Source organism: Actinomadura scrupuli (genome assembly GCF_050971785.1).
Lineage (GTDB): Bacteria > Actinomycetota > Actinomycetes > Streptosporangiales > Streptosporangiaceae > Actinomadura_E > Actinomadura_E scrupuli.
In genome coordinates this window covers 122,799-142,941 of record NZ_JBPCCU010000009.1, presented here as the reverse complement: position 1 = coordinate 142,941, position 20,143 = coordinate 122,799, and the positions used below count along the sequence as shown (strand labels likewise).

Annotated in this window: 23 protein-coding genes; 19 read left to right on the top strand and 4 right to left on the bottom strand. The window is 71.7% G+C overall.

Annotated features, from left to right (window positions below):
• Positions 1 to 16: 16 nt before the first annotated feature.
• Both ACRYCC_RS33185 and ACRYCC_RS33180 read right to left on the bottom strand, forming a co-directional pair.
• Entirely contained in the window at positions 17 to 1,051 is a 1,035-nt protein-coding gene (locus ACRYCC_RS33185) for a sigma-70 family RNA polymerase sigma factor (protein WP_433817725.1), read from the bottom strand.
• A 161-nt stretch (positions 1,052 to 1,212) separates the two neighbouring features.
• Positions 1,213 to 1,989, bottom strand: coding sequence for a serine hydrolase (locus ACRYCC_RS33180; protein ID WP_433817724.1), 777 nt, complete (start codon positions 1,987 to 1,989; stop codon positions 1,213 to 1,215).
• Here ACRYCC_RS33180 and ACRYCC_RS33175 point away from each other — a divergent pair.
• Positions 1,988 to 2,287, top strand: a complete 300-nt coding sequence (locus ACRYCC_RS33175) for a hypothetical protein (protein WP_433817722.1) — start codon at positions 1,988 to 1,990, stop codon at positions 2,285 to 2,287. The genes ACRYCC_RS33180 and ACRYCC_RS33175 overlap by 2 nt on opposite strands.
• A 79-nt stretch (positions 2,288 to 2,366) precedes the next feature.
• A complete protein-coding gene (locus tag ACRYCC_RS33170; RefSeq protein ID WP_433817720.1) occupies positions 2,367 to 3,698 on the top strand; it encodes an MFS transporter in 1,332 nt (443 codons plus the stop codon).
• Between the two features lie 4 nt (positions 3,699 to 3,702).
• Here ACRYCC_RS33170 and ACRYCC_RS33165 read toward each other — a convergent pair whose 3' ends face one another.
• Entirely contained in the window at positions 3,703 to 4,197 is a 495-nt protein-coding gene (locus ACRYCC_RS33165; RefSeq protein ID WP_433817718.1) for a DUF2834 domain-containing protein, read from the bottom strand.
• Between the two features lie 71 nt (positions 4,198 to 4,268).
• Here ACRYCC_RS33165 and ACRYCC_RS33160 point away from each other — a divergent pair, with 71 nt between their 5' ends.
• The 3 genes from ACRYCC_RS33160 to ACRYCC_RS33150 all read left to right on the top strand — a co-directional run bounded on the left by ACRYCC_RS33160 (position 4,269) and on the right by ACRYCC_RS33150 (position 6,748).
• Positions 4,269 to 4,880 carry a TetR/AcrR family transcriptional regulator gene (locus ACRYCC_RS33160; RefSeq protein WP_433817716.1) on the top strand — a complete coding sequence of 204 codons (612 nt, stop codon included), beginning with the start codon at positions 4,269 to 4,271 and terminating at the stop codon, positions 4,878 to 4,880.
• 58 nt (positions 4,881 to 4,938) lie between these two features.
• A complete protein-coding gene (locus tag ACRYCC_RS33155) occupies positions 4,939 to 6,498 on the top strand; it encodes a phytoene desaturase family protein (RefSeq protein ID WP_433817715.1) in 1,560 nt (519 codons plus the stop codon).
• A gap of 70 nt (positions 6,499 to 6,568) precedes the next feature.
• Positions 6,569 to 6,748 carry a hypothetical protein gene (locus ACRYCC_RS33150; protein WP_433817714.1) on the top strand — a complete coding sequence of 60 codons (180 nt, stop codon included), beginning with the start codon at positions 6,569 to 6,571 and terminating at the stop codon, positions 6,746 to 6,748.
• A gap of 36 nt (positions 6,749 to 6,784) precedes the next feature.
• Here the strand turns inward: ACRYCC_RS33150 and ACRYCC_RS33145 are convergent, their stop codons facing one another.
• Entirely contained in the window at positions 6,785 to 7,609 is an 825-nt protein-coding gene (locus ACRYCC_RS33145) for a CHAP domain-containing protein (RefSeq protein ID WP_433817712.1), read from the bottom strand.
• 162 nt (positions 7,610 to 7,771) lie between these two features.
• On the opposite strand from ACRYCC_RS33145, the gene ACRYCC_RS33140 reads away from it, so the two are divergent.
• From ACRYCC_RS33140 to ACRYCC_RS33075, 14 genes are read left to right on the top strand one after another with little or no spacing between them, the layout of a single operon-like run.
• Positions 7,772 to 8,854 (top strand): hypothetical protein, encoded by a 1,083-nt coding sequence (locus ACRYCC_RS33140; protein ID WP_433817711.1) that lies wholly within the window; start codon positions 7,772 to 7,774, stop codon positions 8,852 to 8,854.
• Between the two features lie 60 nt (positions 8,855 to 8,914).
• A complete protein-coding gene (locus ACRYCC_RS33135; protein WP_433817710.1) occupies positions 8,915 to 9,742 on the top strand; it encodes a hypothetical protein in 828 nt (275 codons plus the stop codon).
• A 14-nt stretch (positions 9,743 to 9,756) separates the two neighbouring features.
• Positions 9,757 to 9,942 (top strand): hypothetical protein, encoded by a 186-nt coding sequence (locus tag ACRYCC_RS33130; RefSeq protein WP_433817709.1) that lies wholly within the window; start codon positions 9,757 to 9,759, stop codon positions 9,940 to 9,942.
• A 21-nt stretch (positions 9,943 to 9,963) separates the two neighbouring features.
• Complete coding sequence (locus ACRYCC_RS33125; protein WP_433817708.1) at positions 9,964 to 11,097, top strand: phage tail sheath protein; 1,134 nt, start codon at positions 9,964 to 9,966, stop codon at positions 11,095 to 11,097.
• Positions 11,098 to 11,107: 10 nt separating this feature from the next.
• On the top strand, positions 11,108 to 11,500 hold the full coding sequence (locus tag ACRYCC_RS33120) for a hypothetical protein (RefSeq protein ID WP_433817707.1): 393 nt from the start codon (positions 11,108 to 11,110) through the stop codon (positions 11,498 to 11,500).
• A 5-nt stretch (positions 11,501 to 11,505) separates the two neighbouring features.
• Positions 11,506 to 11,673 (top strand): hypothetical protein, encoded by a 168-nt coding sequence (locus tag ACRYCC_RS33115; protein ID WP_433817706.1) that lies wholly within the window; start codon positions 11,506 to 11,508, stop codon positions 11,671 to 11,673.
• A 15-nt stretch (positions 11,674 to 11,688) separates the two neighbouring features.
• Positions 11,689 to 12,195 carry a hypothetical protein gene (locus ACRYCC_RS33110; protein ID WP_433817705.1) on the top strand — a complete coding sequence of 169 codons (507 nt, stop codon included), beginning with the start codon at positions 11,689 to 11,691 and terminating at the stop codon, positions 12,193 to 12,195.
• A 36-nt stretch (positions 12,196 to 12,231) separates the two neighbouring features.
• Complete coding sequence (locus tag ACRYCC_RS33105) at positions 12,232 to 12,600, top strand: hypothetical protein (RefSeq protein WP_433817703.1); 369 nt, start codon at positions 12,232 to 12,234, stop codon at positions 12,598 to 12,600.
• Positions 12,597 to 14,291 carry a hypothetical protein gene (locus ACRYCC_RS33100; RefSeq protein WP_433817702.1) on the top strand — a complete coding sequence of 565 codons (1,695 nt, stop codon included), beginning with the start codon at positions 12,597 to 12,599 and terminating at the stop codon, positions 14,289 to 14,291. Before ACRYCC_RS33105 ends, ACRYCC_RS33100 begins: the two co-directional genes overlap by 4 nt.
• Positions 14,291 to 14,611 carry a hypothetical protein gene (locus ACRYCC_RS33095; protein ID WP_433817701.1) on the top strand — a complete coding sequence of 107 codons (321 nt, stop codon included), beginning with the start codon at positions 14,291 to 14,293 and terminating at the stop codon, positions 14,609 to 14,611. Before ACRYCC_RS33100 ends, ACRYCC_RS33095 begins: the two co-directional genes overlap by 1 nt.
• The gene (locus tag ACRYCC_RS33090; RefSeq protein WP_433817700.1) at positions 14,608 to 15,033 is read left to right on the top strand and encodes a hypothetical protein; all 426 of its coding nucleotides are present in this window, start codon (positions 14,608 to 14,610) and stop codon (positions 15,031 to 15,033) included. The genes ACRYCC_RS33095 and ACRYCC_RS33090 overlap by 4 nt, the downstream gene beginning before the upstream one ends.
• 7 nt (positions 15,034 to 15,040) lie before the next feature.
• A complete protein-coding gene (locus ACRYCC_RS33085; protein WP_433817699.1) occupies positions 15,041 to 16,360 on the top strand; it encodes a baseplate J/gp47 family protein in 1,320 nt (439 codons plus the stop codon).
• Complete coding sequence (locus tag ACRYCC_RS33080) at positions 16,357 to 19,518, top strand: LamG-like jellyroll fold domain-containing protein (RefSeq protein WP_433817698.1); 3,162 nt, start codon at positions 16,357 to 16,359, stop codon at positions 19,516 to 19,518. Before ACRYCC_RS33085 ends, ACRYCC_RS33080 begins: the two co-directional genes overlap by 4 nt.
• The gene (locus ACRYCC_RS33075) at positions 19,511 to 20,143 is read left to right on the top strand and encodes a hypothetical protein (protein ID WP_433817697.1); all 633 of its coding nucleotides are present in this window, start codon (positions 19,511 to 19,513) and stop codon (positions 20,141 to 20,143) included. Before ACRYCC_RS33080 ends, ACRYCC_RS33075 begins: the two co-directional genes overlap by 8 nt.

Below are 20,143 nucleotides of genomic sequence, written 5' to 3'. Positions count from 1 at the left end.
CAGGACCGGCCGCCGGCTAGGACAGCGTCAGTGGCAGACCGAACGCGGGGAACAGGTGCGGCTCGAAGGCGGTGATCTCGGCGATCTTCTCGCCCTCGACCCGCAGCACGTTGAGCACCTGGGCCTGGTAGCCGGAGTCTCCCAGCCGGATGTACCCCGCGACCGCCGGCTGCCGGTTCGCCCGTGTGGGTACGCATCGCCACTGTCCTTGACGGAGCGGCGAGCCGGGTCCGAACGCGTGCTCAGCGAACCGGACGACGGCCGCGCGATCGGCGAACCAGAACGGACGCGGAGGCATGGTCATCCGTACGTCCTCGCTCAGGAGCTCCGCGAAGGCAGCGGTGTCGGCCCGCTCGTGGGCATCCATGAAGCGCCGCACCAGCGCCCGCTCCCGCGTGGTCGGCTCCGCCGATGGTGCCCAGTCCAGCCGACGTTCGGGCAGGTGCTCTCTCATGGCCGGCCTCGCTCGCTGCAAGGCGCTCTTCACCGAGGCGACGCTCGTCCCGAGCAAGTCGGCCGTCTCCTTCGTCGACCAGCCGAGCACGTCTCGCAGGATCAGCGCGGCCCGCTGTCCAGGTGGCAGATGCTGGACGGCGGCGAGGAACGCCAACTCGATCGTCTCCTTGCCGACCACGGCGACCTCCGGCTCGGCATCTCCGGGCGCGATCGGCTCCAGCAGCCGGTCCGGGTACGGCTGCAGCCACCCGATCTCCGCCGACGGCGACGCTGCGTGTGGGCCGTTCGCCCGCTCCACCTCACGTGGAAGTGGGTGCCGCGGGTGCTGGTCGAGGAAGTCAAGACAGGCATTCGTCGCGATCCGGTAGAGCCACGCACGGAATGTGGAGCGGCCCTGAAAGCTTTCGCGTTTGCGCCACGCCCGCAGGAACGTCTCTTGTACCAGGTCTTCCGACTCCTCGAACGAGCCGAGCATCCGGTAGCAATGCACCTGAAGCTCCCGCCGGTAACGCTCCACAAGCTCCGTGAACGCCGACTCGTCGCCCGCCTGGGCGGCCGCGACAACCGCGCCATCCTCAGCCCGCAGCTCGCCCAATGAACGGTCCTCCGCATTCCTCCAGTGACCTGCTCGCGGCGTGCGGACGCCTGACAGGCGGAGAAGCTATCAGCCCATCATCGGCCCGGCGCGGTCGTCGTCACCGCGCAGGTCGGCGGCGGCGGAATGACCCGGGGGCCGTCCACGAGCCGGCGAGGTCACTATCCTCGGGCCCCCGCGCGGTAGACGGCCCTGGTCAGCGTGGTGAGGCGGGCGGTGGAGGTCTGCCAGGAGCTGCCGGCCGGGTGGAGGCTCAGCACGACCACGATCCTGCGGTGACCGGTGCCGACGGCGCCGGTCGTGTGCAGTACGGGGCGTCCCAGCCCCAGGTCGGGGGCGAGTCCGACGGGCTGAACACGGGTGCGGCCGGGGCCGTCGAGGTGGCCGGTGGTCTGCGTCCGGGTGCATCTCTGCGGAGGCACCGAGCCGAAACCGGACCAGCCCTGTTTGACCGCCCATGGCCTGGGCAGCGCCCGGGGAATGCCGAAGTACTGGTCGAAGCCGTCGCGGGCGCATTGGGCGGCCTGGTCCAGGTTGCCCATGATGAAGTCACGGACCCGCGGCGGGGCCTTGTCGAGGAGATACCGGTAGGTCCGCACCATGTCCGCGGCGCTGATCGCGGTGTAGCCCCAGAAGCCGGGCTTGTCCGCCGGGGGCGGCCGGGTGTCGGTCAGGCCCAGCGTGGCCGACGTCCGCTGAACGATCCTTGTGCGTCCGCCGCGGGTCCACAGCTGGGTGGCCGCCCTGTCGTCGCTGCCCCGCAGCATCGGCCGCAGCAGGGCGAGATCCCCCGGCGGGATCGCCGCGGGGTGGTGCTCCAGGTAGTCGAGCGCGATGAGGATCTTGACGACCGAGGCCGACCGGAACCGGCGATGGGCGTGGTACTCGATGGTCGTCCTGCCGGTCCGGCGGTCGAAGACCGCGTACCCCACCGTCATGCCGGGCGGCACCCTGGGTCGCCCGGCGGCCCTGGTGGGACGTGGAGCGGGAGCCGCCGTCGACGGGGCCGACGCTGCCGGGGTGTTCGCCGATACGGAGCCCTTTGATGGTGCCGATGCCGTGCAGGCCGCGGTGAGCTGGGTGGTCACCACGGCCGCCAGCAGGATCGCACGGGGCTGGAGGCGCATCATCGGTAATGGCTACCACATGCGCGGAACCTCCCACCGGGAACCGGGCCCGCCTGAGCACGACTGGGACAACGAGGAGTTGTGGCTCGCCGCCGGGTCGGTTGTTTGATCCCCCCTCGCCGGCATTGATTTGATTCGCAGCGATCCAACGGCGAGTCGGGTCAGGCGAACGGAAGGTGTGGAGCTTGGTGGCGAGACGGTCCCTGGGGCGGCAGTTCGGCTGGCTGTGGGCGGCATATGCGGTCAGCGCCTATGGGTCCGGGCTGGGGTTCGGGGCACTCCCGCTGATCGCTGTGCTGGCGTTGCATGCCAGCCCCGCCGAGGTGTCCGCGCTGTCCGCGGTGGGGCCCGCGGTGGGCGCGCTGATCGCGGTGCCGCTCGCGCCGTGGGTGGAGTTCCGGCGCAAGCGCCCGGTCATGATCGCGATGGACCTGACCCGGTTCGCGGTCATGGCGACGATCCCGATCGCCTACGCGTTCGGCCGGCTCGGTTTCGTCCAGCTGCTCGTGATCGCGGCAGTGGTCGCCGCAGCCAAGATCGCCTTCAACGCGGCCAGCGGCGCCTACCTCAAGGCCCTCGTCCGGCCGGATGACCTGCTCGTGGCCAACGCGCGGTTCGAGTCCACGAACTGGAGCTCCATCGCGGTCGGGCCGCCGCTGGGCGGGGCGGCGATCGGCCTGTTCGGGCTGGTCACCACCGTGGTGGCCGATGCGCTCAGCTATCTGTTCTCCGCGCTGGGCATCACCGCGATTCGCGGCCGGGAAGAAGCGCCGCAGAAGACCGACGAAAGCCCGCTCCGGGCGCGCGCTCTGCTCGACGGCTGGCGACACATCCTGGGCGATCCCGGTCTGCGGGCGCTCTACCTCAACAACATGCTCGTCGCCGGTCTGATCATGGCCACCGAGCCGCTGCTGGCCGTGCTCCTGCTCCGCCAGCTCGGGTTCCCGCCCTGGCAGTACGGCCTCGCCTTCGCCGCCCCCTGTGTCGGCGGGCTCATCGGCTCCCGGCTGGCCCGCCGTGTCGTGGCCCGCTACGGCCAGTACGGGGTCTTCCGGACCGTCGGCACGCTGCGCGCCGTCTGGCTGATCGGCCTGGCCTTCGTCGGTCCCGGCGTCGTCGGCCTCGTCACCGTGATGGCCGTCGAGCTGGCGATCATCATCAACATGAGCCTGTACACCCCGGTGCTCGCCACCTACCGGCTCGAACACACGCCCAAGCACCTCGTCGCACGCACCCTGTCGGCGTGGTCGATCGGCCAGCAGGCGTCCATCGCCATCTTCACCGCGCTCGGCGGGCTGCTCGCCGACGTCACCGGCCCGCGCACCGCTCTCACGGTCGTGGGACTGCTCATCCTCACCAGCCCGCTGCTACTGCCCCGCCGCCCGCGTCCCGCGCCCGTGGACGACCGTGAACCGGTCGGCGGCGACCACCGCGGCACCTTCGATCAGCCGCCGGAACCGATCGGCACGCTCCCGCAGCCGCAGGTCACGATCGAGGATCTCGCGGAACCGACCTCATGAGACATCACGGCTGGAGGTCGCTCAGGGCCGGTGGGGTCACCGCCGTGAGCCGACGCTGCCGCTCGACGGTGGCCAGGTAGAAGGCCCAGGCGAACGCGAAGCTGGTGAACAGGCTGGCGACGAAGTAGAGCCAGGGGCGGGCGATGCCGCGGCGGCGGCCGTCGACGATCGTCATCAGCGGCAGCAGGACCAGGTTGCCGATCGTGTAGTCCTGACCGGCGGAACTCGCGGCGGGGTTGACGTACATCAGCTGGATGTAGTGCGCCCAGCTGCCGTCGCCCCAGATCGGATTGGTGTTGCCGTGGGCGTACTCGCGCACGAACCTGATGTTGAAGTACCAGCCCAGCAGCACGGACGCGACGCCCACGACGTAGCAGGCGCCTTCCAGCGCCGAGATCAGCGGCCCGGTCGCCGGCCGGCGGAAGATCGCCCGGTTGGCGGCGACGAGGAGCCAGACGACGGCCACACCGAGCATCGCGTGAACGATCAGCGACAGCATTCCGCCAGCGTCACTCCGGGGACTGCTTTTGTCAATATTGACGAAACTGACCCTGCGTTATATTCGGCGCCATGGTCCGGTCGGCGCAGACGGTGCGCAGCGAACGCACGCGCGAGGCGCTCCGGCGTGCCGCTCTGGTCCGGTTCCTCGCGCAGGGCGTCGAGGACACGACGGCCGAGCAGATCGCCACGGACGCCGGAGTCTCCCTGCGGACCTTCTACCGGCACTTCACCTCCAAGCACGACCTGCTCTTCGCCGACTACGACGCCGCACTGCACTGGTTCCGCCGCGCCCTCGCCGCACGGCCGGACGACGAGCCGATCATCGAGTCGGTGCGGGTGGCCATCTTCGCCTTCCCCTACGACGTGCAGGCCGTCACGCGGATCGCCGCGCTGCGGGCCGAGGAGCTCGACCCCGGCCGCATCGTCGCGCACATCCGCCAGGTCGAGGCGGACTTCGCCGGGGCCGTCGCCGAGCGGCTGAGCGCCCGGACCGGAGCGGGCGCGGGCACGCCGCTCGACGTCACCGTGACCGCGCGGTGCGTCGCCGCCGCCGTCTTCGGCGCGATGGAGGTCTGGATGCTGGGCGACGACCGGTCCCTCGCCGCGCTGGCCGGGCTCTGCCATTCCGCGCTCACCTCGATCGAGGGCGGTCTGGTCGACGGCATGTTTCGTCACTATTGACGAAACATGGCGTCCGTGCCAGCCTGCCGGGGAGTCGGCGGAACCGGGAGGCGGCGCCATGCGGGGCTACGACGCGATCGTCATCGGCGCGGGGCACAACGGGCTCACCGCCGCGGCCCTGCTGCAACGGGCGGGCCTGCGCACCCTCTGCCTGGAGTCGAATCGGTACGCGGGCGGGATGGCCTCCACCGTGGAGCTGTTCGACGGCTACCGGTTCGAGATCGCGGGCTCGCTGCAGTTCCCGACCTCGGCGGTGGTGAGCCGGGAGCTCGGCCTGGACACTCTGCCCACCATCGACCTGGACGTGATGTCGGTGTCGATGCGGGGCATCGGCGATGCCCCGGTCGTCTACTACACCGACCTGACGAGGCTGATGACGCACCTGGACGAGGTGCACGGCCCCGAGGTGGTCACCGGAATGGCCGGGCTGATGGCGTGGTGCCAGGCGCCGACCAGGGCGATGGGCCGCTTCGACGCGGGGCGGCCGCCGAGGACGCTGGACGAGATGTACGCCTGCGCGACCAGTGAGTTCGAGCGGTCGAGCATCACCGACCTGCTCTTCGGATCGGTCACCGACGTACTCGACCGTTTCCTCCCGGACCAGGAGAAGCATGGCGCGCTGCGGGGGATGCTCGCGTTCCTGGCGGTCAACACCACCTACCGCGGCCCCGCGACGCCGGGCAGCGCCGCCGCCCTGGCCTTCGGCCTGGCGGTCCCCGACGAGAACACCGTGCTGATGAAGAAACTGCGCGGCGGCATCGGAACGCTCACCACGCATCTCCGGGAACGGTTCGCCGCCGCCGGGGGAGAGCTGCGGCTGCGCACCGAGGTCACCGAGATCCGCGTCGCCGGCGGCCGGGTGGCGGGGGTACGGACCGAGGACGGTTCCACCTTCGACGCCCCCGTCGTCGTCTCCTGCGTGGCCCCCGACCTGACCCTCACCCGGCTGGTCACGTCCGGGGCGGTCGCCGCCGACGTGCGGGAACGGTTCTCCCGGGTCGACCATCGCGGCAGTTACGTCCAGATGCACTTCGCGCTGGACGGCGTGCCGGAGTTCGCGGCGCCGTACGAACTGCTCAACGACCCGTCGATGCAGGCCGCCATCGGTCTGTTCAGCACGCCGGAGGAACTGCAGCGGCAGTGGGAGGACTGCCGCCGCGGCATCGTGCCCGCCGACCCCGCCATCGCCTTCCAGATCCCGTCGGCGCAGGACCCCGGCCTGGCGCCGCCGGGCAAGCACGCGGCGTCGGCGTTCTCGCTCTGGTTCCCGGTCGAGACCGACCACGCCGACTACGGCCGGCTGAAGGCCGAGATGGGCCGGCGCGTGATCGAGAAGATCACCCGGCTGGCGCCGAACTTCGCGGACCTCGTCACCAGGCACACCACGTTCACGCCGCGCCACATGAGCACGATGTTCGGAGCCCCGGGCGGCGACTACTGCCACGGCCTGATCCACCCCGACCAGATGGGCCCGAACCGCCCCGGACCCGAGGGCCATGCCGACCAGCCCCTCGGCATCGGCGGCCTCTACCTGGGCAGCGCCGGCTGCCACGGCGGCCCCGGCATCACCTTCATCCCCGGCTACAACGCCGCCCAGGCCGTACTCGCCCAGGCCTGAGCCAGGAACAGCCGTCCCCGGCGTGGCGTTACAGCAGCGAGCACGAAATCGCACCAGGGAAGGTGGCAGGGTGACGAACACGGAGAAGGGCCAGGACGCCGCCGAGACGGCGGGCAGTGCCCGGTTCGGCAGGCTGCCGAAGCGCATCCGTCTGGAGGACACGATCCAGGAGGTCCCGGCGACGTCCCCGGACCCGGCGAAGGACACCTACAACCCTGACGAGTGGGTCGTTCGTAACGCTCCTCTGTAACCCTCCTCGGTAAGGAGACCGCTCGCTGCGGAGACCTCAGGACGTGGTGATCGGGGCGGTCCAGGCGGTGCGCCAGGTCTGCGGGCCGACGACCCCGTCGACCTCCAGGCCCTTCTCTGCCTGGAACCCGCGGCAGACCATGGCCGACTCGGGGCCGTACGCGCCGTCCACGGCGAGCTGCCAGCCCCGGTCGTGCATGCGCTGCTGCCAGGTACGCACGTCGGGGCCGGTCATGGCCGGGGGCTGGCGCAGGTAGCGGCCCGGCCAGGCCGGCGCGGAGGTGCCGGGCGAGTCCGACGTGGTGCCGTCCGGGGCGTACGCGGGGTAGCCGTAGCCGGCGATGCCGAGCCTGCGGACGCGGCGGCGCACCAGGTCCTCGGTGTTGCCCTCGAGGGTGACGATGGAGCCGTCGGCGCGGACGGCTTCGACGATCCCGACGTGGTCGATGGCGGCGATGCTGTGCGTGCCGGCCCAGTCGTAGAAGACGATCGCGCCCTTGCGGGGCCGGCTGCCCCATTGCCCGTGGTCCTTGAACCACTGGGCGTGGGACGGGGTGTAGGCGAACCTCCCGACGGTCTTGGCGGCACCCGCCCGGTCGGCGCACCACGAGATGAACATGTCGCACCAGGGCCCGTCGCCGATGCCGTACCACTGGCTGTACTTGTTGTGGTTCGAGCCGGGCGGGTGCTCGCCCTGGCCGAGCTCGCCGCGGGCCACGGCGAGCACCTGCTCGGCGGTGCCCTGGACGATGGCCATCGCCGGTTCGACGGTGCTGCCCGGCGTCTGCGGAACGTCCTGCGGGCCGTCCCCGGGATGGACGCGGGCCCGCTCGAACGGTTCGGGGGGTAGCGGTTCAGACATCAGGTCCTCCAACAGGTGAACTCCATGGCTCACAGGAGAGGCGTTCCACCCGCCGTTCCGGCCCGTTCCAGTGAGGCCGGCCGGGATGGAACGGGATGGAACCGGATGGAACGCCATTCGATTAGTCCGCAAAGCGCGGATGGATCATCGAATGGAGACTCTGTGACCACCAACGAAGCGCCGGCCGCCGAGGACGCTCAGGCCGAAGCGCCGGTCGAATCGATCACCACCCCGCCGCCGGACGTACCGCCCGCGGTGTCCATTGGGCTGCCGGCCGGCACGGTGGCGGCGGGCGTCCCGGCGACCGTCACGCTGTTCGTCGACCGTGGCACCACGTACCGGCTCCAGCCGCCCAACACCTGGGTGCCGATCCCCATGATCACCTACTCCGAGCTGGAACTCACCGTTCCGGGGGTCACCCAGATCAGGGACCACCGGTCGTCGGTGAACGACAGCAGCACTCCCTTCTCGATCACGTTCCCCACCCCCGGCACCTACCAGATCACCGGGTGCGGCAGGACCGGCAACGGTACGGAGATCAACGCACCCGGCCCGCGCAGCCTGACGGTGACCGCGCCCGGCCCGCCCGCGTTCACCTGGTCGCAGCCCGCCGACGGCACGGTCATCGACCTGACGCCGACGGCCGGCCAGGTCACGGTGGACCTGTCCAGCGGGACCGACCAGCTCTACCCGTGGACGGTCGCCGTCACGTGCGACGGCGTCACCTCCTCGGAGCAGCACTCCGGCACCCGCTACCTCAAGACGATCAACCTCGCCAAGACCCCGCTGGGCCCCCGCAGCATCTCGGTGACCTGCACCGATCCCCGTGGCCAGGCGACGACGCGGACGCGCTCGATCGTGGCGCACGACGGGGCGCCGCCGACCGTGACGCTCGACCCGTTCACCAGCCCCGTCACGGTCTCCTCGCTGCCGTTCCAGTTCCTGCTGACCGGGAAGACGCCCGGCGCGCAGTCCGGCGTCACCAAGGTGGAGTACGCCGTCGTCAACGGGCCGTCGGGCGTGGCGGAGAACACCGGGCCGGGCGGCGACTGGTCGACCTGGCGGGCGGTGGTGAACCTGCCCACCACCGGCACGTTCCAGTTCACGGTCACCGCCACCGACTCCCGGGGCGGCACCGCCTCCGCGTCCTCCGCCATCACCTTGCAGTTCCCCGCGTCGAAACCGGTCCCAGGTGAGCCGGGCCCGGATCCCCTTCCTCCGGCCGACCCGCCGCCGACCTCCTGAGCGCCCGGCCCCTGCCGTTGCCGAAGCCGCAACCGAAGCCGCAACCGAAACGGAGTCGCTGTGTCGTCATTCCGGGATCAGGTGATGCTGGAGCTGAGCGATCCGGCCGCGTTCGCCGCACTGCTGCAGCCTGCCGATGACACCGACCGGCAGCTGGTCCGGACCATGCTCGCCGCCACGTACGACCTGTCGGCGGTACGGATCGACCAGGTCACGAACGTGACGGTGGGCGAGCTGGAACTGCAGCACCCGGTGTTCGGCACCGACCAGGTGGCGGGCAACTGGACGCAGACGGTGCCCGGCTACTCCAGGACCGAGCTGGCCCTGGAGCGGGCGCGGTCCCGGGACCCCGCCTGGATCGACATCCTGGCCCGGCTCCAGGTCACCGTGGTGACCGAGGTCGACCCGGCCGGCGCCGAGTCGGTCCGTACCGAGACGGTCGAGGGCTTCACCACGCTGGAGGAGTTCCGCCGGCGGTTCCCGTTCCTCGACCTGGACGCGTTCATGCGGGAGCACGGCATCAGCACCGTGGCCGAGCTGCGGGACGCGTTCCAGTACCTGGCGACCACGGTGCGCCTGCGGGCCGCCACGCCCTTCGACCGGGACGACCCCGCCAACGTGCACACCCTGCCCGTCGCACTGGCCACCGTGGCGGTCGATCCGTTCGACCTCGCCGCGGGGCTGCGCGCCGCCCAGGTGGTCCGGGCGGCGAGCCGCGCGCTCACCGGCGCGGCGCGGGCCGGGGTCGTGGCGGAGTCCACCGCCCCGTACGCGCTGGCCGCGGTGTTCGCCGCGGCGGGGCCCGCCGACAACGGGACCACCGTCGCCGCGGTCGTACGGCTGCTCGCCAAGGCGGGCGTGGCCGCGCTTTTCCTGTCCACCAGCTGAGGAGAACCCACCAGATGACCCGAGAGAGCAAGGCCGGCCCGCCCAGTCGCGCCCGCGGCGCCGCAGGCAAGGACGACACCGCGGACAAGGGCGACGACACCGCTCAGCAGCCCGCCGCGGCCGAGGAGGCCGCGGAGCCCGCGCTGTCCCACCAGGAGCTGGAGCGCCTTCGTGCCCGGCTCGCCCGCAAGTACCACTGACCAGCAGATTGAGAGGGGACGATGACCGTCCGCTATATCCGGGTGAACCCGGTGGTCGACCTATTCGCGCCGGCCGTACGGGCATTCGGCAACATCGCCGTGATCGGCAAGATCACGCCACCCGGGACACCCCCGTCCGACCTGGCCGTGGTGAACGTACCGATCGACTTCACCGATCCGGCCGAGGCGCTCCGCCGCGCCCCCGGCGACCTGGGCCAGGCCATCTCGCTCGCCTTCGCCCAGTCCCCCGGCCCGTCGCTCGTCACCGGAGTCCGGGTGAACGAGACGGCGCCGGACTTCAAGGCCGCGCTGGACGTGGTCGCCGGCCTCGACGTGCAACTCGTCGTCATGGCCAACACTCCGCTGAACGCCACCACCGGCAAGGTCGACGCCCCCGAGGGCGCACTGGTCTCGCTGGCCAAGCACGTCGCCGCGGTCTCGGAGACCGGCGGGGACGGCAGGCAGCGGATGGGCGTGGCCATGCTGCCCAAGGACTCCGCCGATCCGGCCCCGGTCACCGGTGTGCTGGCCAACGAGCGGATGGTCTTCATCGCCCACCGCAGCACCCAGGACGCCGCGGCGGCCGTGGCCGGCACCATCGCCGGGTACCAGCCGCACATCTCGCTGCTGCTCAAACCGGTCAACATCACCAGCCCGCCGTTCAGCCAGGCGCAGATCGAGACCCTGAACGGGTCGGAGAACTTCGACTCCGGACCGGCCGGCAAGGGCGTGAACTGGCTGACCACCCCCTCGATCATCCCCGGCAACGGGGTCTACATGGGGGAGGGCTACACCGCCAACCCGGGCGGCAAGAAGTACATCGACGTCGTACGCATCGTCGACAAGATCAACTTCCAGCTCAACGCCCAGCTGATCAGGGCGATCGGCAACGTCCGGATCAGCCGGTCCGGGCTGCGCGCGCTGATCGCGCAGATCGAGGCCATCCTCGCGCCGCAGGTGCAGAGCGACGTGCTGAACGACTTCGAGGTGAGCGTGCCGTTGCTGGCGCTGCTGGACAAGGATCCGGCGACGCTCACCGCCGCGGAGGCCACGCAGATCCACAACGCGGAGGTTCAGCGGGTGGTCCAGGTCATGGTCGCCGTCCAGTACGCCGGTGCCATCCACCGGCTGTCCATCACTTTCAAGCTCACCTAGGGGACCACCGATGCCGGACTGGAACACACGGCTCGAGGTGAAGCTCGGGGACGCCACCATCACCCCGATCTCCAGCTTCACCCCGACCTTCAACGTGCCGCACACGGTGCTGCACAGCGTCGAGGCGGACAACGTCGGCTTCGTCCGCCAGCCGTTCACCTTCACCTTCACCATGGCGGTTCCCGCCGTGGCGACGGCGGTGGCGGACCTGACCGAACTGGCCACCAGCGGCGCGGAGTTCGCCGTGGTGGTGGCCGAGAAGAAGGGCACCGACTGGGCGTTCAACTCGATCAAGTTCGCCCGGTGCGTGATCACCTCGGCCAACCCGAGCAACGTGGTGGTCGACGGCGTACCGCAGGCCAGCTTCACCTGCCTGGCGCTGGACGTCGGGCTGGAGGCCTGACCGCCGTGGACACCAGCGAGCAGGCGGCGGCCGCGGCGGAGACCGGGCCCGTGATCAATTACCACTTTCCGGTCGAGGTGCACGCCGTCGGGTCGCTGCCCGACGGCGAGCGGGCCTGGCTGGCCGGCGAGTTCTTCGACCGGCTGAGCCGGGAACTCGCCGGCCGGCTGTGACGGGCAGGGGAAGACATGGCGGTGGGAAACAACGTTCCGGTGCTGGTGGGACCGGTGCCGCTGCTCTACGTGCAGAGCCTGACGGTCACCGAGGGGTACGAGATCGAGCGGATCATGGGCAGCCGGTTCCAGCACGCCACGCAGCCGACCAGGAAGCAGATCGGCATCGAGGCGGTCCTGCTCGGCCCGCAGCGGCTGGCGGTGAAGAAGTCGCTGGAGGCGCTGGCACTCACCTCCCGGGCACTGGTGGCCACCGCGTCTGACCTGCTGCCCAACGGGATCCCGGTGGTGTCCGGCCTGATCATCAGTCTGGACATGCAGATCACCGAGCTGCACTTCACCCAGAGCGTGAGCAAGCGGGACGCGCTTGACGTGTCGATCTCGCTGGTGGAGGTGCCCCGGCCCGGCCTGACCGCGCTCCTCGGCGAGGCGGCTGATCTGGCCGTGGCGGCCGGGACCGCGCTGGTGCCGGGCTCGGTCTCGCCCAACCCCATCTCCCGCACCGTCCTGGGCGCGTTCTAGCCGCCCACCGAACCACGACAGGAAAGGAGGCGGCACATGACGGCGCGCAGTTTCCGCCGGTTGCCGATCGACGCCGACGAGGGTTTCCCGCAGGCGTTCCGGCTGGCGATGCCGGGCCGGGAGTACCAGTTCCGGCTGTACGCGAACATCGCCGAAGAGATCGTCCAGGCCGCCCCGGCGGGTCCGCTCGACCTGCCGTCCGCGGGGGCGTTCCTGGTGCTGGAGGTGGACCGGGAGGAGCCCGGCGGCCCGGTCACGATCCTGCGCCGCAAGCTGGTGCCCGGCGTGGAGTACCTGGCGGCGGAGCTGGCGCTGACCTTCCGGACGATCCGGCTCGACCTGCGCAACCTCAACGGAATCGGCTCGTTCGGCTCCGAGGTGACCGGCGGGGTGGCGCCGCTATGAGCTTCGTGCTGTGGTACAAGGTCGAGATCGGCGACGCGACCGGGGCGGGCGGCCTCGGCCTGCCGATCACGGTCTCCAACGACGTGCTCAGCGGCTCCCCGGTCGTCGACGCGGACATCACCGTCACGATGGCCGACGGGGCACAGGCGGACACCTTCGAGGTCAGCCTGATCAACCTGCCCGGCCGGCTCACCGACCTGCTGCGGAACGCGCACGCGGCCCGGCCGCTCAACGCCACCATCCACCTCGGGTACTTCGGCGATCCGGCGACCCGGACGGACGCGGCCCGGGTGCTGGTCGGCCGGATCATGGCGGTGACCGGCAGCGTCGGCGCGGACGGGCTGTCCCGTACCGTGCTCTACGGCCAGGAGGAGGGCGGCTACCTGCTGCGCGGCACGCCGGCCCAGCACGACCGGCAGGCCGGCACGCAGGCCCTGGAGGTGGCCGGGGCGCTGGCCGCGGCCGCGGGCGTGTCGCTGGCGGACGGCTCCACCGTGGGCGGCGACCTGCGCGACTTCACCATACGGACCGGGTCCACGCTGGACGCCCTCGGTGCGCTGGCCGCGCAGGCCGACGTGCCGCTGGTGGTACGCGACCGCAAGGTCTACCTGGGCGGTGCGGTGGGGACGCCCGCCGATCCGGCGCCGGTCCCGTTCCACCCGGACACCAATCTCGTCTCGCTCAGCAGTTCCACCGTGGAGGACACCGCGGCGCGGCCGGCGTTCCCCCCGTCCGGTACGGAGGGCGCGCCCTCGCTCCAGGCCGCGCCGCGGCCACCGGTCCGTACCACGGTGGAGGCGACGGTGCTCGGGCATCCCCGGCTGCGGGTCGGCCAGGTGGCCACCACGACCGGTCTGTCCGCCGTACCGGCGGGACCACTGCGGATCACGCGGGTGGTGCACGACTTCCGGGTCTCCGCCGGGTACACCGCGCAACTCTGCCTGATCTCGGCCGGTCCGGGAGAACGCGCCCAGGTCGCCTACGGTGTGCAGGCGGTCGTGGACCGCTGGCGCGACCTGGTGGACCGCAGCCGCGACGACCACCCGGCCGTCGACGTCGGCGAAGTGACCGGCTACGCCGCCGGTGCCGACGGCAAGCACCTAGCGTCCCTGCACTACGGCCAGACGCCGGAGGCCCAGGCGGCCGCACCCAGCGTGGCCGTACCGGTCGGCACCGACGTCGAACTGCACGGCAAACCGATCGCCTCGGCGTTCGCGTTCCACCGCACCGGGCTGATGACCCCGGTCTATCCCAAGATGCGCGCCGTGCTCGCGCACAACCGCGGCCAGGTCAACGACGCCGTGGTCACCGGCTTCGTGTGGCCGGACAACCCGGCCCAGCAGCGCCCCGCCAACCAGCCCGGCGACTACTGGCTGGCACTTCCCACCGAACTGGGCGACGACGGCCTGCCCCGCGGCAAGGGCGTGAACGACCTGACCGACGCGGCCGGGCACCGGGTCGTCCAGGTGGCCGCGCTGCACGTGCTCGTCGGCGCCGACGGCCTGCCCGAGGTGGGCGCCCGGCCCGACCCGCCCACCGACAACTCGATCACCATCGAACACCAGAGCGGAACAACGATCACAGTGGACTCCGAAGGCGCGGTCACGATCAGCACATCGGATCGGCCCATCACGCTGACCAACGGTTCGGTCAGCCTGCAGCTCGACGGCCCGACGGTGGCGGTGACGTGATGCCGCCCGTACTGACCGAGGCGTCGACCATCAGGTGCGCCCACGAGGGGACCGTCGTCGCCCAGGCCGGCCACCGCGGGCTCACCGTGGGCGGCGCGGCCGTCCTGGCCGACGGCGACCTGCTGGCCGCCCGGATCCTGGGCTGCCGGCTCACGCCGCCGGCGACACCGTGCGCACAGATCATCACGATCGACGCGGGGGTGAGCGGCGCGCTGACCGTCGGCGGCCGGCCCGTGCTGCTGCAGACCGCCCAGGGCACGACGAACGCCGGTACCTGGCTGGTCGTCGACCCGGGCCAAACGAAACTGGAGGCGACATGACCAGCCCGTTCGGTCGCGGCCTGCTCCTCGACGACGGCGACCTGGTCATGACGCAGGGCCGGCTGCGGGAGGTCGAGGGGGCGGCCAACCTCAGCCAGGCGCTGACGCTGCGCGTGCTCACGCCGTTCGGGTCCGATCCGTTCAACACCGGGTACGGGCTGGACATCGCCGCGGCGTTCACCCAGGCCAACTCGGTCTCGGTGGTGAAGCAACTGGTGCAGCTCAATCTGGTGCGCACGCTGGGCACCGATCCGCGGGTGCGCGACATCCGCCAGGTCGTCTTCGACGACGACCCGAACCTGCCGGAAATCAATCGTGCGGCGGTACGGAACGCCCACCGCCATCGCGTCTGGACCGTACAGGCCGAACTCGAGACGGTGGCGGGCGACCCGCTGACGCTGCTACTGGATGTGGGGGTGTGAACCGGCCATGGCTGATTCCGTGACCGATTTCGGGGTGACCGACGACGGCTTCGTGCTCAAGCCGTTCGACCGGATCCTCTCCGAGGCGTTCGACCGGGCCCGGGCGGTCTTCGACGACCTCGACCTGACCAGCACCAGCCCGCTGCGCAAGATCCTGGAGGTGACCGCGGCCGAGGACGGCGAGCTGTGGAAGCGGATGGAGGACCTGTACTACGGCAACTTCATCTCCACCGCGTTCGGCGACAACCTCGACCTGCTCGGGGAGGACGTCGGGCTGGCCCGGCGGCACCTGCCCAGCACCGGTACGGTCCAGATCACCCTGAGCGACGCGGCTCCGGGACGGCGGTACGTCGTGCCGGAAGGGGCGATCCTGGTCACCGCGCCGCCGGTCAGGGCCTTCGGCACCACCGCCCCGGTGACGCTGGACGCGGCCCATCAGACCGCCACCGTGGACGTGGCCGCCTTCGAGCCGGGGCCCGGCGGTGACGTGCCCAAGTCCACGATCACCGCCATCGACCCCACATACCGCTCGATCTTCCTGTCCGACCTGGGCAACGCCAAGCTGGCCGTGACCAACCCGCAGCCGACCACCGGCGGCATCCGGACCGAGGGCGACGACACCTACCGGGCCCGGCTGGCCGGGCTGGCCCGCAACCTGTGGACGGTGGAGTCGGTGGCGCAGGCCGCGCTCGGCGTCAACGGGGTGCTGGACGTCGTGCTGTCCGACCCGCGCGGCGGCGTGGACGTCTCGCAGAGCTACTTCGGCACGTTCCTGTTCGGCCAGCGCACGTTCAGCTCGGCGGCCAGGCGGATCGGCGAGCCGTACTTCTTCACCGTCGTGGTGGCGCACGAGCCCCGCGCGCCGTGGCGCACCACCGGCCCGGTGCAGGGGATCTTCGAGCGGGTCACCGCCGCGGTGGACGCGGTGCGGCCGGTCGGCATCCACCCCAACATCGTGGAGGCCGACCACATCGAGATCGGGGTACGCGCGAAGGTGGTCATCGAGGCGGGCTCGGACGGGGCCGCCCTGCTGGCCTCCATCCGGCAGCGGCTGGCGGCCGACATCAGCACCCAGCGGCTCGGCGGCGACGTGCTGTACTCGCAGGTCATCCGGGCCTTCGTGGACCAGCCCGGGGTGTTCGACGTGCAGCAGCTGCACCTGCGCCGCAACCCGCCCGCGTTCGGCCGGATCACCTTCGGCGCGGTGCCGCAGCAGAGCGCCGTGGTGGAGGCCGCAGTGGGCGAGAACCTGACGATGGGCCCGACCGAGCTGGCCGTCTTCTCGCCCGGCGGCGACGCCCTCGACATCACGCTGGTGACGGCATGAGCGCCGTCTCGGCCGGCCAGGTGCTCGCCGCGACCCGGATGGGCGGGCGGCTGACGGCACCGTTCGGGCGGGGCGGGGACACGCTGGCGCTGCGGGTGGTGCCGGGTGCCGACGCCGGGTCCGCCAACGTCACGCCCTACGACTTCGGCGACCACCAGGCCCGGTTCGGCCAGACGCCGGAGCCCCGCTACGTGCTGGCCACCACGCGGGACGTGGCGGCCGACACGACGGTGACGGTGGCCTTCACCCAGCCGGACGGGTCGGCCGCGACCGTGACTGTGCCGTTCGCGGCCGGTACGCCCGCCGGGGCCTCCGCCGCGCTGGCCCTTCCCGTCTCCGCGCAGGTCCGGGTGACCGGCCTGAAGGTCGTCCCGGCCCCGCAGGACGGCCGGGCGGAGGAGGTCTGGCGGTTGACCGCGCTGCTCGGCACCACGGCCAAGCTGCTGTGGGCGATCGGCGGCGAGCGGGACCAGCTCGCCGGCCGGCTCGCCCGGGTGGTGGCCCAGCGGCACCTGCCCACGGCGACCGGCCGCAGCCTCGACCTGATCGGCACCGACCTCGGCGTGCCGCGCTTCCCCCCGCTGCCGTACGGGTTCGACTCCGGCACCGTCGCGCTCTACCACCTGGACGACCTCCCCAGCGGGGGGACCACCGTCGCGCAGGACGTGACCGGCCAGTATCCGGGTCGTACCGGCCACAACGGCACCCCGAAGGGCGCGGTCCGGTTCGGCGTGCCCGGCCGCTACGGCACCGCGTTCGGCTTCGACTCGGCGGACGCGGCCGTGGAGGTGGCGACCGACACGGCGTTCGACATCGCGGTCGGCGCCAGTGCCACGGTCGAGTGCTTCGTACGGCCCGATGCCGCCACCACCGAGGGTCAGGTGCTGTTCAAGCACCCGGCGCCCGGTGGCACCGGGGCGGGCTGGGCGCTGTCGGTCGGGGAGTTCGGCCGCGGCGTGACCCGCAACGTACGGCTGGTCGTCAGCGACGGGACGCTGCCGCCGATCACGCTGTTCGCCGATCTCAGCCTGCCCACGGATGCCTTCAGCCACCTGGCCGGCGTGCTGGACGGGACCGCGAAGGTGCTGCGGCTCTACGTCGACGGGGTGCCGCGCGCCCGCGCCTCCTTCAGCTCGCTGGGCGCCGTGAAGAACACCGCCCCGCTGCGGATCGGCCCGGGCGGCAGCGCCTTCCGCGGTGTGCTCGACGAGGTACGGATCTCCGCGGTGGCCCGTACCGACTTCGCACCCGTCCTGGGCGAGGCGGACGAGCACTACCGCAGGCGGCTGCGGGTGTTCCGGCGCTGGACGCTGCCGACCCCGGCCAACCTGACCGCGATGCTCAACGAGCTGGTCGGCACCATCGGCGGGCAGCCCGATCCGCTGGTCGTCCAGGACGCCAACGCGGCGCTGGTGCGCGGCACCCGGCTGGTGCGCATCCGCCCGGTCGAGCTGGCGGTGGGTGAGTGCATGGACGCGGCGGGGCGGCGCGGGGTGAGCGAGGCCGACGCCGTCGGCACCGCGGCGGCGGAGGAGACGTTCAGCCCGGCGTTCCTGTTCGGCTACGACCGGGCCGAGGTCGACTTCACCGCCCCGCCACCCCGCGACCTCGACCCCGGCGAGCCGGCTCCCGACCCGCACCTGGTGCAGGTCGGCCTCGCCGCGCCGCTGGACCAGCTGGTCGGCCTGGCGGCCGCGGAGCCGGGCACCGCGGGGCGGCTGCGGATCAGCGGCGCGTTCGACCCGCGCGCGGCCGATCTGCGCGCCACCGGGCGGGCGGTGCTGCTCGGGCACAGCACGATCGCGCCCGGACGGCTGGCCGCGCTGGCGCACCTGGCCGGATTCGGCTTCGTGTGCGTACGCGACGAGGCCGAGCCCGACGGGGCACGCGTGTACGCGGCCGGCGCACCGGGCGACTACTTCGCCGTGGACATCACCCCGGCCCCGGCCGGTCCCACCGATCTGGACGTCGGGTCGACGGTCACCCTCGGGCTGCGTCCGGCGCCCCCGGCCGGCTCGGTGCTGCGCTGGCTGACCGTGCCGAACGGGCCCGGGCGCGGCACGCTGACCGCGACCGGCGCCCCGGGCAGTCCGACCGCGATCACGAAGTTGCAGGCCACCGCGCCCGGCAACGTGATCGTCAAGGCGGAGGTGACGCTGGGCAGGCACACCGTGGCGGCGAGCCGGCCGCTGCGGATCGGCCTGGCCGACCTGCCGGACGGCCAGACGATCGCCGCCGACGGCACCCTGGGCGCGCCGATCACCGTGGTGAGCGACCCGTTCGAGTTCTTCGACCCGCGGTTCCTGTTCCCGCACGACGACCAGCGGGCGGACTACGGCGGCGACCCGGCCGACCACCTGATGCAGCCCGCACTGGCCCAACTGCTGGACGCGCTGCTGGACGAGCTGGCCCGGCGTTCGATCAACGGCCGGCTCCGGGTGAGCAGGACCCCCGTGGTCCCCGGCGAGGAGTTCAGCGGGCATGGCCGGATGCTGTTCCTGCGGCACACGACCCTCTCGCCCGGTGCGCTGGCCGGGCTGGCGCACGCCGTCGGTTTCGGCCACGTCACACGCTCCGCCACGGACGTCACGGTCCGGCAGGGGCCGGGGGAGCTGGTCGTGGTCCGGGGACCTGACGGCACGAACGGGCGGCTGGTCATCGAGCTGGACGAGGGGGAGACGATGCCGGTCTCCGTGCTGCCCGTGCTGGCCGACCAGGCGCCGCCGGTGCCGCCCACCGTCGGCAAGGTCCGGCTCGGGTGGGCGACGAGCGGGCTCGACCCGACCAGCCCCGCCCGCGCCTCCCTGGGCAGTCCCACACAGCCGAGCACCACCCTGCACGGTGACTCGGCCGGGCTGGTCTGGGTACAGGCCGGCTACCTGCTCGGCGACCTGCCCGCGCCGCACACCTTCCGGGTGGAGCTGCGGCCGGAGCTGGACAACCCGAACACCGTGATCTCCAAGGACCAGTACGACCTGATCCTGAACATCCTCCACGCCCTGCACCCGGTGGGCGTCGAGGTCAACACCCAGATCATCCGGGACCACACGGTCGAGGTGCGCGGCAACCTGGCCGAGATCAACCCGGTCTTCACCTTCCCCAAGTTCCGCGTGCGCAGCGTGCTGCGACCCCAGCGAAGGAGCACCTCTCGTGGCTAGTTTCAGCTACAACCCGAAGTTCCATCACCCGGCCTTCCGGAACCTGGTCGACCTGGTGGAGGCGGACGGCCCGGGCGGCTTCAACATCCGGTTCGACACGATCGAGAGCGACCTGAAGGCGGTGGCCGCCACCGTCACCGACATCGCCACCGCGTTCGACCAGCTCAATGCCCGGGTGCCGACCATCCCGCCGACGGTCGTGCTCTCGGTCACGCCGACCCTGCAACCCGTCGCGGGTGCGACGGCCTGGGCCCTGCAGACCTCGGGCACCGCGGTGGCGCCGACCACCGGCGGCCCGAGCGGGGTGGTCGCGCTGACGCTGCCCGACAAGGTCAAGATGACCTCGATCAAGATCCGCGGCAAGGGCATTCCGCCGGCCGGGCAGAACACCGCCTTCGTGCTCGTTCGTACCTCGGTCGCCGACGGCACGACGCAGAACGTGGTGCAGTTCGACACCAGCCAGGTTCCGTTCAACACCGACAAGCCGCTGCCCAACTCGGCGCTCAGCGTGGTGGACCTGGCCAACTTCCGGTACTCGTTCTCGGCGAGCAGCGGGGTGGGCAACGCCAACCCCGCTGACGCGGTCACCCTGTTCTCCATCCAGATCACCTACAACAACGTCTGA

Bases quoted from the DNA above. Each gene is read 5' to 3' on its own strand.
- ACRYCC_RS33175 (WP_433817722.1), top strand. From the start codon at position 1,988: ATGCCGGGCGGCACCCTGGGTCGCCCGGCGGCCCTGGTGGGACGTGGA.
- ACRYCC_RS33180 (WP_433817724.1), bottom strand. From the start codon at position 1,989: ATGACGGTGGGGTACGCGGTCTTCGACCGCCGGACCGGCAGGACGACC.
- ACRYCC_RS33165 (WP_433817718.1), bottom strand. From the start codon at position 4,197: ATGCTGTCGCTGATCGTTCACGCGATGCTCGGTGTGGCCGTCGTCTGG.
- ACRYCC_RS33160 (WP_433817716.1), top strand. From the start codon at position 4,269: ATGGTCCGGTCGGCGCAGACGGTGCGCAGCGAACGCACGCGCGAGGCG.
- ACRYCC_RS33155 (WP_433817715.1), top strand. From the start codon at position 4,939: ATGCGGGGCTACGACGCGATCGTCATCGGCGCGGGGCACAACGGGCTC.
- ACRYCC_RS33145 (WP_433817712.1), bottom strand. From the start codon at position 7,609: ATGTCTGAACCGCTACCCCCCGAACCGTTCGAGCGGGCCCGCGTCCAT.
- ACRYCC_RS33130 (WP_433817709.1), top strand. From the start codon at position 9,757: ATGACCCGAGAGAGCAAGGCCGGCCCGCCCAGTCGCGCCCGCGGCGCC.
- ACRYCC_RS33125 (WP_433817708.1), top strand. From the start codon at position 9,964: ATGACCGTCCGCTATATCCGGGTGAACCCGGTGGTCGACCTATTCGCG.
- ACRYCC_RS33120 (WP_433817707.1), top strand. From the start codon at position 11,108: ATGCCGGACTGGAACACACGGCTCGAGGTGAAGCTCGGGGACGCCACC.
- ACRYCC_RS33110 (WP_433817705.1), top strand. From the start codon at position 11,689: ATGGCGGTGGGAAACAACGTTCCGGTGCTGGTGGGACCGGTGCCGCTG.
- ACRYCC_RS33105 (WP_433817703.1), top strand. From the start codon at position 12,232: ATGACGGCGCGCAGTTTCCGCCGGTTGCCGATCGACGCCGACGAGGGT.
- ACRYCC_RS33100 (WP_433817702.1), top strand. From the start codon at position 12,597: ATGAGCTTCGTGCTGTGGTACAAGGTCGAGATCGGCGACGCGACCGGG.
- ACRYCC_RS33095 (WP_433817701.1), top strand. From the start codon at position 14,291: ATGCCGCCCGTACTGACCGAGGCGTCGACCATCAGGTGCGCCCACGAG.
- ACRYCC_RS33090 (WP_433817700.1), top strand. From the start codon at position 14,608: ATGACCAGCCCGTTCGGTCGCGGCCTGCTCCTCGACGACGGCGACCTG.
- ACRYCC_RS33085 (WP_433817699.1), top strand. From the start codon at position 15,041: ATGGCTGATTCCGTGACCGATTTCGGGGTGACCGACGACGGCTTCGTG.
- ACRYCC_RS33080 (WP_433817698.1), top strand. From the start codon at position 16,357: ATGAGCGCCGTCTCGGCCGGCCAGGTGCTCGCCGCGACCCGGATGGGC.